At 37.2% G+C, this 14571-nt stretch carries 12 protein-coding genes; 2 read left to right on the top strand and 10 right to left on the bottom strand.

The genetic code is table 11. The annotated features are described in order from the left end of the window. Positions 1 to 64: 64 nt before the first annotated feature. Both fghA and ABMA72_RS11215 read right to left on the bottom strand, forming a co-directional pair. Positions 65 to 886, bottom strand: a complete 822-nt coding sequence (gene fghA, locus ABMA72_RS11220; protein ID WP_392858235.1) for an S-formylglutathione hydrolase — start codon at positions 884 to 886, stop codon at positions 65 to 67. A gap of 7 nt (positions 887 to 893) precedes the next feature. Continuing rightward, entirely contained in the window at positions 894 to 2009 is a 1116-nt protein-coding gene (locus ABMA72_RS11215; RefSeq protein ID WP_392858233.1) for an S-(hydroxymethyl)glutathione dehydrogenase/class III alcohol dehydrogenase, read from the bottom strand. A 95-nt stretch (positions 2010 to 2104) separates the two neighbouring features. On the opposite strand from ABMA72_RS11215, the gene ABMA72_RS11210 reads away from it, so the two are divergent. Next, a complete protein-coding gene (locus ABMA72_RS11210) occupies positions 2105 to 2983 on the top strand; it encodes a LysR family transcriptional regulator (RefSeq protein ID WP_392858232.1) in 879 nt (292 codons plus the stop codon). Here ABMA72_RS11210 and ABMA72_RS11205 read toward each other — a convergent pair. After that, the gene (locus tag ABMA72_RS11205; protein WP_392858231.1) at positions 2980 to 3465 is read right to left on the bottom strand and encodes a hemerythrin domain-containing protein; all 486 of its coding nucleotides are present in this window, start codon (positions 3463 to 3465) and stop codon (positions 2980 to 2982) included. The genes ABMA72_RS11210 and ABMA72_RS11205 overlap by 4 nt on opposite strands. Positions 3466 to 3595: 130 nt before the next feature. Further along, positions 3596 to 3922, bottom strand: a complete 327-nt coding sequence (locus ABMA72_RS11200; protein WP_392858229.1) for a DOPA 4,5-dioxygenase family protein — start codon at positions 3920 to 3922, stop codon at positions 3596 to 3598. Between the two features lie 85 nt (positions 3923 to 4007). On the opposite strand from ABMA72_RS11200, the gene ABMA72_RS11195 reads away from it, so the two are divergent. After that, entirely contained in the window at positions 4008 to 5420 is a 1413-nt protein-coding gene (locus tag ABMA72_RS11195; protein ID WP_393057168.1) for an anion permease, read from the top strand. Here the strand turns inward: ABMA72_RS11195 and ABMA72_RS11190 are convergent. From ABMA72_RS11190 to ABMA72_RS11165, 6 genes are all read right to left on the bottom strand, one after another. Then, positions 5412 to 6155, bottom strand: coding sequence for a succinate dehydrogenase/fumarate reductase iron-sulfur subunit (locus ABMA72_RS11190; protein WP_393057167.1), 744 nt, complete (start codon positions 6153 to 6155; stop codon positions 5412 to 5414). The genes ABMA72_RS11195 and ABMA72_RS11190 overlap by 9 nt on opposite strands. Positions 6156 to 6161: 6 nt before the next feature. Continuing rightward, positions 6162 to 8069: a fumarate reductase/succinate dehydrogenase flavoprotein subunit gene (locus ABMA72_RS11185; protein WP_393057165.1), complete on the bottom strand. Its 1908-nt coding sequence runs from the start codon at positions 8067 to 8069 to the stop codon at positions 6162 to 6164. Then, positions 8069 to 8734: a succinate dehydrogenase cytochrome b subunit gene (locus tag ABMA72_RS11180; RefSeq protein ID WP_393057163.1), complete on the bottom strand. Its 666-nt coding sequence runs from the start codon at positions 8732 to 8734 to the stop codon at positions 8069 to 8071. Before ABMA72_RS11180 ends, ABMA72_RS11185 begins: the two co-directional genes overlap by 1 nt. 117 nt (positions 8735 to 8851) lie before the next feature. Continuing rightward, a complete protein-coding gene (locus tag ABMA72_RS11175; protein ID WP_393057161.1) occupies positions 8852 to 10510 on the bottom strand; it encodes a methyl-accepting chemotaxis protein in 1659 nt (552 codons plus the stop codon). A 27-nt stretch (positions 10511 to 10537) separates the two neighbouring features. Further along, entirely contained in the window at positions 10538 to 12421 is a 1884-nt protein-coding gene (cheB, locus tag ABMA72_RS11170) for a chemotaxis-specific protein-glutamate methyltransferase CheB (protein ID WP_392858221.1), read from the bottom strand. A 31-nt stretch (positions 12422 to 12452) separates the two neighbouring features. Beyond that, a complete protein-coding gene (locus ABMA72_RS11165) occupies positions 12453 to 14558 on the bottom strand; it encodes a methyl-accepting chemotaxis protein (RefSeq protein WP_393057159.1) in 2106 nt (701 codons plus the stop codon). Positions 14559 to 14571 lie beyond the last annotated feature (13 nt).

The following is a 14571-nucleotide window of genomic DNA, read 5'->3' as shown; positions in this document are numbered from 1 at the left end:
TCACTCAAATTCATAACTAAAGTAAACAAAAAAGGGCCCACAGGCCCTCTCTTAAACAAATATCTTAAGAAATTAAGTGTTTTAGATGATCTTCGATAAAAGAAGCGATGAAGTAGTAACTATGATCATAACCTTCACGGTAATTAACAACTAATTCCTGATTAAAATCAGCACAAACATTCTCGAAATTCTTAGTTTTTAACTGTTCTTCAAAGAATTCGTCAGCAAGGCCCTGTTCTATTAAGATCTTTTTAGAGTGAGTTTTCCCACTTCTAATTAGTTCACAAGCATCGTATTGTTTCCAATCCTCTTTATTATCTCCGAGATAGCCTGTAAAAGCTTTCTCTCCCCAAGGAACTTGAGTAGGATTAACAATTGGAGAAAATGCAGAGATAGCATGAAATAACTCTGGGTTATTTAGGCCTATAACAAGTGCTCCATGTCCTCCCATTGAGTGTCCAGTAATAGAAAATTTCACATCACCAAAAGAATCTTTAAGCATTGGTATAAATTCACTTACGATATATTCATACATCTTATAATGATCTTTATAACCTTCTGTCGTTGCATTGAGATAGAAGCCTGCACCTGAGCCAAAGTCGTAACTATCGTGTTCACCTGGTAGGTCAAGTCCACGAGGAGAAGTATCAGGACAAACAATCATTGTCTTACTATCAGCAAGATAGGCCTGTGCTCCAGCTTTTGTAATAAAGTTTTCTTCCGTACATGTTAGACCTGATAACCAGATAATTATAGTTTCAATTTTATCACTAGAAGGCTTGAAGTATGAAAACTTCATCTCTGTCTTTGTTATATTTGAAGTGTGAAGACAAAAGGCCGTCTCCCCACCAAATGATTTATGTGATTTCAATTTTTCAAATTTCATATTAATCCTACATTGTGTAATCAATTACCGTTCTAATTGCCTTTCCTTCGTGCATTAGATCAAATGCCTTATTGATCTCTTCTAATGGTAACTTAAATGTTACAAGATCATCTAGGTTAATTTCACCAGACATATAACGATCAACATAACCAGGAAGCTCTGTTCTTCCCTTTACGCCACCAAAGGCACTACCACGCCAAACACGTCCAGTTACTAGTTGGAATGGACGAGTACTGATCTCTTGTCCAGCTCCGGCAACACCAATAATAATTGATTCGCCCCAACCTTTATGACAACACTCAAGGGCCGATCTCATTAAATTAACATTACCAACACATTCGAATGAGTAATCAACTCCACCGTCTGTTAATTCAACAATAACTTCTTGAATCGGCTTATCGTAATTTTTTGGATTAATGAAATCTGTTGCACCAAATTTCATGGCCATTTCTTTCTTGTCGTCATTAATATCAATAGCAATGATTCTGCCAGCTTTGGCCATCTTTGCACCTTGAAGAACTGATAGACCAATTCCTCCCATACCAAAAACTGCAATAGTTGCACCTTCTTCTACTTTGGCAGTGTTGAAAACAGCACCAATACCAGTTGTAACACCACAACCGAGAAGACATACTTTATCAAGAGGAGCTTCTTTACTTACTTTTGCAAGAGAGACTTCAGCAACAACTGTGTACTCGGCAAAAGTAGAAGTTCCCATATAGTGATGAATCATTTTTCCATCTTTAGAGAAGCGACTTGTCCCATCTGGCATAAGTCCTCTACCTTGAGTTTCACGAACAGATGAACATAGATTTGTCTTTCCAGACTTACACATCTTACACTCACCACATTCAGCAGTGTATAAAGGGATAACGTGATCACCGACTTCCACACTTGTTACACCTTCACCTACTTCAACAACAACACCGCCACCTTCGTGACCGAGGATAACTGGGAATAAACCTTCAGGATCGGCCCCCGAAAGAGTAAATGCATCAGTATGACATACACCAGTAGCATGCATCTTAACTAGAACTTCACCTTTCTTTGGTCCCTCTAGATCGACTTCTTCAATTTTAAGTGGCTCATTTGGTCCCCAAGCAACAGCTGCTTTTACTTTCATATTTAGTACCTCCGGTATTTGTTAATTAATTGATCTATTTTAGGCCCATTTTAGATTGTTGACAATTGTGACGTTATTCGACAAATTGTTTACATATGGAAACAATAAAAGACCTAAGTCATATCTATAGTTTTATAAAAGTTGCACAATATCGATCATTTACAAAGGCAGCTGATGCCCTAAATGTGTCACGTTCACATTTAAGCAAGGCCGTTAAAGAACTTGAGGACAAGTTAGGACAACCACTCCTTAAAAGAAATACGCGCTTCATCGACTTTACTGACTTTGGTAAAAATTACTTTGAAATTTGTGCGAATCATATCCAAGAAATAGAAAGATTTACTAAGCAATCTAAAGAAAGTTTTGAGGCGACTAAAGATAAAATAAGAATCTCTTTGGCCGGTGCATATGGAGAAGATATCATTGCTCCGATGATCTCAAATATTATGATGAAACATCCTGGTATTGAAGCCGAATTAGTTTTCTCTACTGAGTTAATTGATATTACTTCTCATGAGTTTGATCTTGCCATTCGAGTAACCTCTAAAAAACCAAAGAAAGGCTTTGCAATTCAAATCGCTGATCGTAAGGAGTTTGTTTGTGCTTCACCAAATTATATTAATAAATTTGGACAGCCAAAGAAACCAAAGGATCTTAACTCCCACAATTGTCTAATTGGAAATAACGATACTTGGCAATTTTCAAATGATGGCCAAAAAGAAAGTATAAAAATTAAAGGGAATTTTAAAAGTTCTAATGGCCGTGCTCAAATGAATGCTGCTTTACAAGGCCTAGGCATTTGTAAACTTCCGGGTGTCTATGTTTTAGATCATATTAGAAATAAGACTTTACTGCCTTTGCTTAGTGAGTACACAAATCAGTCAATTCCAATTTGGGCAGTAACGCCGTCAAAAAAATCAATTTCACCTACAGTGAAATTGATTCTTCAAGAGTTTGGTGTTGTACTTTTCTAGATAGCGGCACCATTTCTATTTTCATAATGTGAAAGAAATGAATACATAACTTCATTTTCGTAATTCATATGCCTACAGAGATTATCAACGGCCTTCCTTACTTTCTTATAAAGGCCTTCCCATTCAGGACAAGTCTCTTCTTGAAGCTCATAATCTTGTACCATTTTAATCAGACCTCTAAGTTCTTCTTCTTGTTCCATATGCTCTTGAGTCATTTCTTTAATATACTCATATGCATCACTACAATTCTCCCTAAGTATTAAAGGGAAAATATACCTTTCTTCATTTTGCATATCTGCTTCAAGGGTTATCCAAAATCTTAATAGAAATTCTGAGATCCCACGAGGGGACCCTGGCCTATCTTTTGAAGATTCCCCTACTGCCTGCGATAAAATAATTAGACTTTTAAATTCTGTACGAATTTGTTGATGAAAAGAAACAAGCTTATCGACTTGCTCTTTAAAATTTGAAACTTTACTCACTTACTTTACCCCTGCAGTAATAACTAAACTTCTGATAAGTATAGCAACCTACGCAGGGCGCAACATGATTTACATCAGCTTTGTGATTTTATGACATAAATCAACTTGTCGTATTTAGTATTTCCTTAATCTATTTAAAGATATCTAATTTAAGATCTAAGATTTCACCCATCCAAAGAGTATTTTGAGTATGATCAAGATAATCATTACCCGTATTAGCATGTGTAAAAACAGTTAAGTCATCTCTATTTTCAAGTAACCAAGGAATCATCTCGTTTAATTTATCCGCGGCAAAAAGAAACTGACAGCTCCAACGCGGGTGTGGCCCAACCTCTTTCTGGTGCGCTCTTCCGACTTGAACATAATCTAAAGTCTTAACTTTCTCTATAACCTGTAAGGCCTTCTCATAAGTCGATTCATCGTAATATAAATGTGCATGATATGATGTAATTTCCATGACCGCATCTTCTTAAATTTTTTCTTAAATTGCAACATTCTCATCATCACCATTAAAATTAATTTATTTAAAAGGGAAAGCTATCATGAAATATGAAGTAAAAATCATTAGGCTTATTTGCGTTATTGCAATTGGTGCATTCATTTGGAGTCGACCGATACCGGACGGCCTTGAGCCAAAAGCATGGCATCTCTTTGCCATATTCTTAAGTACGATTTTAGGAATTATCATTAAGGCCATGCCCATGGGATCGATGTGTATAGCGGGACTTTCAATAGGCCTACTGACACAGACACTTAAGATAAAGGGTGAGGCCCTGACAGGCTTTTCCAATAGCACCATATGGTTAATTGTTACGGCCTTTTTTATTGCACAAGGCTTTGTCAAAACAGGACTTGGATCTCGTATTGCCTACTACTTCGTCTACCTACTTGGAAGAAGAACACTAGGCCTTGCTTACGGCCTAGCAATAAGTGATTTGATTCTTGCACCTGCAACACCTTCTAATACAGCAAGAGGTGGAGGAATTATTTTTCCAATCATGAAATCTTTAAGCCTCAGCTATGATTCGAAACCCAACGATCCTACCAATCGTAAAATTGGACACTACTTAACTCTTAGTTGCTTTCAAGTTTGCATGGTGACGTCTGCAATGTTTATTACTTCAATGGCGGCCAATCCACTTATCCAACAATTTGCCGCAGATAATGGAGTCAAAATAACATGGGGAGGTTGGGCCCTTGCTGCCATTGTACCAGGTATTGTTTCCTTAATTATTGTTCCTCTAGCTATCTACTTTGTTTATCCACCAACTATAAAAGAAACTCCTGGTGCACAAGAAATTGCAAAAATGAAACTTGAAGAGATGGGTCGCATGAGCAAACAAGAATGGATTATGATAGCGACCTTTATTTTCCTTATCACTTTTTGGATCTTAGGCAGTACATTGAAAATAAATGCAACAACAACGGCCTTTGGGGGACTATCGATTCTTCTTATTACTGGCGTATTAAATTGGGATGACATCAAGTCAGAAAAGGGAGCTTGGGATACGCTAATTTGGTTTGGTGTCCTTGTCATGATGGCCGACTACTTAAATAAGTTTGGCTTTGTCCCGTGGTTTAGTAAGTATGTGGCAATGGAAGTCTCTGCTCTCACTTGGACACTTGCCTTTCCTATTTTAGCAGGAATTTACTTCTACTCGCACTACTTCTTTGCATCGGCCACGGCCCACGTCACAGCAATGGCAGCAGTCTTTATAGGAGTCGGAGTGCAAGTAGGAGTGCCTCCCTACTTAATGGCAATAACTCTTGGTTTTTTCTCAAACCTCTTTGGTTCACTAACACACTACGGGTCAGGACCGGCTCCGGTCTTCTTTGGTTCCGGATATGTTGAGCTATCGGACTGGTGGAAGATGGGATTTTTTATTTCCATCATAAATATCTTAATCTGGATGATTATTGGCGGTGCCTGGTGGAAGCTACTTGGACTATTTTAAGACCTTAGCTTTTAAAAGATTAAAATTCATCCTCGCAATATTTGAGATTGAAATTCCTTCAGGACATTCAATTTCACATGCACCAGTAAAAGAGCAGTGACCAAATTCCTCTAACTCCATTTGCTTCGTCATTGCCAGTGTTCTTCTACCTTCTTCAACCTTTCCCTGGGGAAGGAGGTTTAGGTGAGTTAATTTCGCTGAGGTAAAAAGAGCAGCGGATGAATTCTTACAAGTTGCGATACAAGCACCACACCCAATACAAGCAGCCGAGTCCATTGATAGGTCTGCAACTTCTTTTCCAATTAAAATTGAGTTGGCTTCGGGAGCTGTTCCTGTCTTAGCAGTGATATAACCACCACTTTCAATAATGCGATCAAGAGCACTTCTATCGACAACTAAATCCTTTACAACCGGAAATGACTTCGCTCTCCATGGCTCGACAACAATTACTTCATCATCAGTAAAACTTCTCATATGTAATTGGCAAGTTGTCGTATTAGCATGTGGCCCATGAGCTCTACCATTGATAAAGACTCCACACTGGCCACAGATCCCCTCACGACAATCATAATCATATGCAATAACCTTCTCGCCTTTTAAAACGAGACTTTCATTTAACATATCGAGGGCCTCTAAAAAGGACATATCTTCAGTAACGTTATCAAGCTCATACTCAACAAATTGTCCTTCTGACTTTGAATTTTCTTGACGCCAAATCTTAAAAGTTACTCTCATTATTACCTACTTATATGATCTAATCGTTGGTTGTATATATTCAAACTCTAATTCTTCACGATGCAGTTGATAGTCTCCATCATTATATTCCCAGGCCGACACATAACTATAGTCTTCATCATTACGAACGGCTTCACCTTCAGAGCTTTGAAATTCTTCCCTGAAGTGTGCGCCACATGACTCTTCCCTTTGAAGGGCATCCACACACATCAATTCGCCAAGTTCAATAAAGTCGGCCAAGCGTAGCGCCTTTTCAAGCTCTGAATTTAGCTCTTCATTAACACCAGTTACTTTAACATTCTTCCAAAACTCTTCTTTTAAGTCTCTAATTTGAGAAATTGCCTTTTCTAAACCACTACGGTTTCTACTCATGGCACATTCTTGCCACATTATTTTCCCAAGTTCTCTGTGATAATGATCGACGGTTTTCACACCATCAATCATCAGTAGTTTCTTAATTCTTTCTGATGCCTTCTCGATACATCGATTAAACTCATCATGAGAAATATCTGGTTGTTCACTCTTCATTTCATCTGCAAGATAATTATTGATTGTATTTGGCAGAATAAAGTAGCCATCAATACTCGCTTGTAATAATGAATTTGCTCCGAGGCGATTTGCTCCATGATCTGAATAGTTGCATTCGCCCACTGCATAGAGCCCTGGAATAGTAGTCATTAATTCGTAATCTACCCATAGTCCGCCCATTGAGAAGTGAGCAGCAGGAGAAATTTTCATCGGCTCTTTATAAGCATTGATGCCTGTAATCTTCTCATACATTTGAAAGAGATTACCGTAGCGATCTTTAATAACTTCAACTCCGAGCCTTTCAATCGCATGCTTAAAATCTAAATAAACAGCATTCTTTAAGGCCCCAACTCCGTGGCCAGCATCTATTTGTTCCTTAGCAGAACGTGAAGAAATATCTCTCGGTGCCAAGTTTCCAAAACTTGGATACTTTCTCTCTAAATAATAATCTCTATCTTCTTCTGGGATATCATTTGCATCGCGACTATCCCCTGCTTTCTTAGGAACCCAAATTCGTCCATCATTTCGTAAAGACTCTGACATAAGAGTAAGTTTTGATTGTAACTCACTTGACTGCGGTAAGGCGGTAGGATGAATTTGTGTAAAGCTTGGAGCTGCAAAGAAAGCACCTTTTTTATGAGCGGCCCATATAGCAGACCCATTACAACCAATAGCAAGTGTAGAAAGCCTAAAAACTCGTGAGTAACCACCGGTTGCGAGAACGACAGCATTTGCCATAAACTTCTTAATTTCACCTGACTCTAAATTTCTTGTAATAATCCCTTTGGCCTTCCCATCTATAACAACGAGATCAAGCATCTCTGTACGTGGATACATCTTAACATTTCCTGCTTTGACCATTTTTGAAAGTTGAGAATAAGCGGCCAAAAGAAGCTGTTGACCGGTTTGACCTCTGGCATAGAATGTTCGTTGAACTTGAACTCCACCAAAACTACGATTAGTTAAAACACCACCATACTCTCTAGCGAAGGGAACACCTTGCTGGGTAAAGTGATCGATAAGAGGGGCCGACAATTCAGCTAAACGATAGACATTGGCCTCTCGAGAACGAAAGTCACCACCCTTTAAAGTATCGTAGAACATTCTCCAAACACTATCACCATCATGTTGATAATTCTTTGCTGCATTTACTCCACCTTGTGCTGCAACAGAGTGTGCACGTCGGGCAGAATCTTGATAGCAGAAACAATCAACATTATAACCAAGTTCACCAAGGGTAGCGGCAGCTCCTGCTCCGGCCAAACCTGAGCCGACAACTATGATTGAGACTTTCTTACGATTTGCGGGATTAAGAAGCTTGCTCTCAGCTTGATAGTTAGACCACTTCTCCTTCAAATTTCCTTTAGGGACTTTAGGATTTAGCATTACAAAACCTCCCTAATGAAGATAACAATGGGAATGAGAACAAAACCGATTGTAATAAAGAATGAAAATATTTTTGCACTACAGTCTATTATACGAATATGACTTAAACGATAGACGCCTAGAGTTTTAAAGGCACTTGATAGCCCATGGTTTAAATGCGCTCCTAAAGGAACCATTAAAACACAATAGAAGATCACATAGAATGGATTCCTAAATAATGTCGTCGTTAAAAGATAAACATCTTTATATCCATTTGAGTCATTATAAACACTTCCTCCAAGACCAAATTTAATTTTCGCCCAGAAATTTGCCATGTGAATAACGATAAATAATAAAATGAAAAAGCCTAAGAAACCCATGTTTTGGGAGGTCCAAGTTGAGACTTCTCTATTATCCTTAAGAGCATATTCAACCCCCTGTGAGCGGGAATTCTTCAAGGTAATAGCAATCGCCATATAAGTATGAAGAGCAATAGCAAAATAAAGAATAAATGAAACGGCCTTTATAAATATATTTTCGGCCAAAGTATGGGAATAAAGATTATACAAAGAATGTGCATATTCTTGTGGTAACAAGAGTATTAAATTTCCGCAGAGATGAATGAGTAAAAACAGGCATAAGAATAGCCCAGTAACTGCTAAAACATACTTTCTAAAAAACAACATACAAACATCCCTTCTTTACATTAATTATAAAATAGGGAGTTCATAAAACCTAGATAAAATATGGTAAAAAAAAGGGCACAAAAATGTGCCCTTCTTCTATTTAAGATATTTAAAACTTTATGCTACTTTCTTTGTCTCAGTTTCTCTTTTAGTCTTATGAAAATTAACGACATTATTAACTGCACGTCTCGCAGACTTTATTTGAGCAATTATTAACCCTTTTAGATCTGTGATATCCTCACCAATATGATTAACCGATTGGCTTAACTCAGTTGAGGCAGCATTTAAGTCATGTGCTGATTGACTTGTTAAGCTTGCAGAACTTGAAATTTCTTGCATCGCTTTACTTACTTCTTCAACACCAATTAGCTGTTCTTTTGAAGCATTAGCAACTTCATTTGAGTTTGCAGAAACTTCATCAAAATTTCTAAGTACCTGAGTAAACACTTCTTGACACTGATTACTGATCTCAACACTTTTATTAATTTTATCTCTACTCATATTTAAAGATTCATTAACATCACGACTTGAGATATCAACAATATCTGTAACCTTCTTTAAGCTATCAACAAGTAGCTTTGAAATCTCATCAGCAGATTCACCACTCATCTTAGCAAGGTTACCTACTTCTTCGGCAACGACAGAGAAGCCTTTACCATTTTCACCAGCTCTTGCTGCTTCAACAGAGGCGTTGAATGAAAGTAGCTTAGTTTGAAAAACGATATCATTAATAACTTGAGTTTTAACATTAATCTCTTCAAATACTTTAACGATTTCATTTAATTCACTATTACTTTTCTCAACGGTATTTGCTAGTGCTGTTGTACTATTATCGACATCTTTAACACCACGTCCTAGATCTCCTAGAGACTTTACACCATCAGTTACTAAGTCCTGACTTTTCTTAATTAGAGAAGCAACATTATTAGAACCATCAGTATTACTCTTAATCATTTGAGAAATCTCATGTAAAGAGCTTGATGTTTCTGTTGCTGCCGCAGAAAGTTGTTCAGAAATAGAACTTAGTGCGACAGACTTATTCTTAAACGTATTTGAAACATTCTCTAGGTTTTGACCTTCATTAGAAATTGACTCAACGATATTATTGATTCGTCCATCAATTCGTCTTGCCATAAAGATACAAATCCCCACAGAACCAAATAAACTAATAATTGAAATAATCGACATTAAAAAGATTGAATCAGAGTAAGTCTGATCTGCTTCTTTAAATTCTTCATCACCCATTCCAAGAATTAACTCTTGAAGTTGATCAAGGCTATCTCTAGCTCCTTCAAACTTAGAGTTCACTGGCCCTAATGAGTTTTTAATAAGTTCTGTTCTAGTGAACTTACGAAGATGTCCTTCTTTATCTAGAGGAAACTTATCTGCTGCCGTCTTTTCAAAAGCTTCTAATCCTTCATTAAATTTCTTAGAAATTTTAATTTCTTTAGGTGAGTCACCTAAGACAGTATACTTTTTAAAACGATCAACAACTTGTTGCTTATTAGTAAAGTAGTCATCGGCCAAAGCTTTTCTCTGCTTATCTGATAATCCCTCAAGAAGTAGTGTTCTTTCGGCCACTAGCATCTGCTGAAAGTCTCGATCAGCTTGTACTAGACTGTTGATACTTGGAAGTCTTTTTGAAAACACTGTATACAAGTGCGACTTCACTGATGTTAATGATTGATAACCAACAAATGCAATAATCAGCTGAATGGTAAGCATTGTAGCTGATAGAGCAATTAATTGTTTCTTAATTGTCCATTGTCCCTTCATAAATAACCCTCAAACTCCCTCAAAATTCTATTTCTTCGCAACTCTCGTTAAGATTTGCTCAGTGATTTTATCCAGCGGTAGTGAAATACATGAAGCACCTAATTCAAATGCTTTCTTTGGCATTCCATAAACAACTGAACTTTCCTCGTCTTGTGTAATAGTGAAAGTATCATTCTCTTTCAATTTAAGAAGCCCTTTGGCCCCATCTGCTCCCATTCCCGTTAGAAGTGCTGCTGTTACTCGATGCCCTTTAAGTTGGGCAAGGTTTTCGAATAAGTAGTCAACGCTTGGACGGTGTCCAGAATATATCGGAGTTTCACTGTCTAACTTGATCATTAATTTACTCTTTCCAACAACTCCCATATGGATTCCACCTGGAGCAATATAGACTGTATTATGCCTTACCTCTTCACCGTCTGTTGCTTCGACGACGTCAAACGGACATAACTCGTTTAGACGATTAGCAAATGCTGTCGAAAATACTGGAGGTATATGTTGAACTATAAGAACTGGTGGAAACTCTTTTGGGAAGCGCATTAGTAGTTGCTTAATCGCTTCCGTCCCTCCTGTTGAGGCACCAATTGTAATTAACTGACTTCCAGAGAAATCGAAGTTGTTAGACCCAACCCAGCTTGTGAGCTTTTGTCTCTTTGACTTAACAATACTATGATAAGCAAGGTCAATTTTTTCTAGTAAGGCCTTCTTGAATTTAAAGATATCGTCAAAAGATGGCTTCTTTAAATAATCAAACGCACCATCTTCAAGACATCTCATTACGATATCACCATCGCTCTTGCTTACAGAACTAATCATGATCGCCTGTAGCGACTGATCCTTTGGTAGATTTTTAAGAACATCATGCCCGCTCATTTTTGGCATATTAATATCTAAGGTAATAACGTCTGGCTTAAGTGCTTTAATCTTTTCTAATCCATCTTGTCCGTCGACAGCTTCACCAACGACCTCATATCCTGGATCACCTGTAAGACACTTCTTAATTAGCTTTCTAACAGTACCAGAGTCATCGATAATGAGAATCTTCTTCACCTGAGCTTCTTTCACTCTAAGACTTCTTTTTGTTTCATGATTCGTCTTAAAATATATTGACTGACCAAGACTTTGGAAGCCTTCATGTCGTCTTAAGGTTTCAGAAATCCCAATTAAAAGATATCCCTTATTTGTGACACAATTTGAGAACTTTTTGATAACTTTATCAATTTGTTCTTCATTGAAGTAGATAAAGACATTACGACATAGAATCAGGTCGTATTTGTCACGATACTCAGAACTATTTTGATCTATTAAATTATGAACCTTAAATTTACAAAATTTTTTAAGATCATCACTGACTTTAACAAAGGGTGCGATCTCGCCGCTACCGCGATACCAATTGCCTTCGAGATATTCCTTAGGAACCTTCTGAAGTTCTTTCCAGTAATAAACACCTTTCTTTGCGTGCTTAATTGATTTCTCACAAATGTCAGTTGCAATAATTTCAAATTTAAAGCTAGGATCAATCTCTTTGATATGTTTTTTAAGAATCATAGCAAGACTATAAACTTCATCACCCTTGCTACAGGCCGCACACCAAATCTTTAATGTGTCACGCCCACTATTTTTTACTCGTTCAACCATCTTAGGAAGGGACTTGATGATAAAATCAAATTGATTTTTCTCTCTCATAAAGAACGTATAATGCGTTGTCAGAAGTGATATTAGCTCAGTCTTTTCCTGACTACCCGGAGATTTAATTAACGTTAAGTACTCATCAGCATCTTTTAAACGAAGCTCGACAATTCTCTTGTCAATACGGGACTTTACCATTGCATCATTTTGCGCTGTAAAGTGTGTCCCTGTCTCCTGTGACATCATTTGAGCTATTTCAATATAACTTCTAGCAAGATTACTCATTCAATCTCTTCCTAATTTAAATTAATTATTTTTAAACGGCCTTATCAAACCTAGCATCGTTCTCACTTGGGTATTCATCAGAATCCACTTCTAGTACTGGATCATCAAATCCCATATCATCAGCTACTAGCTCAGCCTTCGCAACGACCTTAGCAGGCTCGCGTTTTACAACTTCAGCAACCGGTGTCTTTTCAAAGACAGGAAAGTCTTCAACAACCTCTTTCTTTGCTACAGTATGAGACTTAACTGGTGTCGATGAGATCGAATCGATTAATGCATTTCTATCAACTGAAAGGTTTTGAATCTTACCTAAGACCTCACTTTCTAGCTCTTCAACAATTCCATTAAGAATTGACGTCTGCTCAGATAAACTTTCTGCAAAGCCAGAAGTTTCTTGTGCAATTGTCGAGTTAGTATGTGTTACTTCATCAAGCTCATTCATTGCATCCGAAATATTATTAATTCCTTCAGCTTGCTCCTCAGAAGCAGTTGAGATCTCAGTCATCATTTTTGTTACAGCATCAACATTTTCAACAACACTATCTAGGATCTTTCCACAGTTTTCAGAAACATCTACACCCTTAGTGATACTTGTCTGTGCTTCAGAAATAAGTCTTTTTACATTCACTTGAGTTTCATCAACGATTGATTGAACCTTTTTAATTGATCCACCAAGTAGCTCTTCAATCTCAAGAGCAGCATTCCCACTCATTTGAGCAAGGTTTCCTACTTCCTCTGCAACAACTGCAAATCCCTTACCATGCTCACCAGCTCTGGCCGCCTCTACTGAAGCGTTAAAAGAGAGAAGCTTTGTTTGGAACACAATATCGTTGATAACTTTAGTCTTTTCAGAGATTTCATTAATAACATCGACAATCTTTACGATTTCTTCGTTATTGCGATTCATCTCTTTCATAATATCTTCGTTATTGCCGTTAATTTGTCCAATGGCCTCAACCATTTCATTAACAGCGCTCTTCCCTTGAAGGGCAACACGTTGAGACTCGTCTGCTTTCTGGCTTGATACCTTAGCATTCTCAACACTCTTATTTACCATTGCAGTAATTTCATTAAGGGTCGCTACTGTTTCTTGAATAGCGCTTGCCTGTTGAGTTACAGATGATGACACTTTTGATGAAGCCATGCTCATATTAGTTGAAGACTTTTCAGTAACTTGTGATGAGTCACGAAGTCTCTCACTAAGGCCAATGATCTTCTTAATTGACTTAGAGAAGTTGTATTGGAAACCATATGCAAATGCTGCAATAATCGCAAAAAGGATTGGGATATAGAAGCTAATCTTCTCTTCAAGAGCAGTACTTGACTCAATTTTTTCTTCAGTCTTTCTATCAATTAACTCAACATTATCCTGAATATTTTTAAAGATCTTCTTTGTTCCAGAAACTGCGATTTGGCTATACTTTTCAAGAAGAAGTTGGTTTTCATATAATTTACTAAATGAACGAATATAACTATCTACAGATTTAGTTACATCGTTGTAAATATATTGCTTATATTTACGAGCAACTAACTCTTTCTTTATTTTTAGACCTTCTTTTTGAGCTTTTTCTACATATTTCTTTGTTCTTCTTAAAAGAAAATCTTTTTCATGACGACGAAGCGTTAAAAGAGAAATCATAAAACTTGGGTTCAAGTCATATTTTTTGATCTTAGTTTCAATGTCATGAGCATAGCTACGTAATTCACCTCTAAGGCCACTCTTAGAGTCTCCTTCTTTTTTCAGAGTTTCACGTGTGTTTTCAAAGTTTTTAGAGTGTTCTTTATAATTTTTAGAAAGCTCATCCCATTGAACCTCATTAGCATAGTCAACATCTAGCCTCTGCATACTTTCAAAGATTTCTTTATTGATCTTTCCTAGCTCTAAAAAGCGCTTTGCGGCACCAGGGTCTTGTGAAATGACATACTGCTTTTCATTCGATATTTGTTCACCAAGATTTGCTGCAAATGTTCTCATCGAATCTTTCATTCGAAGGTCTCTCTGTACAGTATCTTTTAAACTTTCAACTAGTCCATAGTAAGAGTAAATTGAAATGGCCAGTCCTATACCAAACATTGCAAAGATACCAAGAAAACTTAGAATCGTTTTTTTGTTCATTGACATTTTTGTCTGTTTCATTACTTTCCCCCGG

Origin of the sequence: Halobacteriovorax sp. CON-3 (genome assembly GCF_043196995.1) — a bacterium.
Classification (GTDB): domain Bacteria; phylum Bdellovibrionota; class Bacteriovoracia; order Bacteriovoracales; family Bacteriovoracaceae; genus Halobacteriovorax_A.
The sequence above is the reverse complement of the archived record's forward strand: the minus strand, read 5'-3'. Positions and strand labels throughout refer to the sequence as shown.

Coding starts and splice junctions, on each gene's coding strand:
- fghA (WP_392858235.1), bottom strand. CDS start 886: ATGAAATTTGAAAAATTGAAATCACATAAATCATTTGGTGGGGAGACG.
- ABMA72_RS11215 (WP_392858233.1), bottom strand. CDS start 2,009: ATGAAAGTAAAAGCAGCTGTTGCTTGGGGACCAAATGAGCCACTTAAA.
- ABMA72_RS11210 (WP_392858232.1), top strand. CDS start 2,105: ATGGAAACAATAAAAGACCTAAGTCATATCTATAGTTTTATAAAAGTT.
- ABMA72_RS11200 (WP_392858229.1), bottom strand. CDS start 3,922: ATGGAAATTACATCATATCATGCACATTTATATTACGATGAATCGACT.
- ABMA72_RS11195 (WP_393057168.1), top strand. CDS start 4,008: ATGAAATATGAAGTAAAAATCATTAGGCTTATTTGCGTTATTGCAATT.
- ABMA72_RS11190 (WP_393057167.1), bottom strand. CDS start 6,155: ATGAGAGTAACTTTTAAGATTTGGCGTCAAGAAAATTCAAAGTCAGAA.
- ABMA72_RS11185 (WP_393057165.1), bottom strand. CDS start 8,069: ATGCTAAATCCTAAAGTCCCTAAAGGAAATTTGAAGGAGAAGTGGTCT.
- ABMA72_RS11180 (WP_393057163.1), bottom strand. CDS start 8,734: ATGTTGTTTTTTAGAAAGTATGTTTTAGCAGTTACTGGGCTATTCTTA.
- ABMA72_RS11175 (WP_393057161.1), bottom strand. CDS start 10,510: ATGAAGGGACAATGGACAATTAAGAAACAATTAATTGCTCTATCAGCT.
- cheB (WP_392858221.1), bottom strand. CDS start 12,421: ATGAGTAATCTTGCTAGAAGTTATATTGAAATAGCTCAAATGATGTCA.
- ABMA72_RS11165 (WP_393057159.1), bottom strand. CDS start 14,558: ATGAAACAGACAAAAATGTCAATGAACAAAAAAACGATTCTAAGTTTT.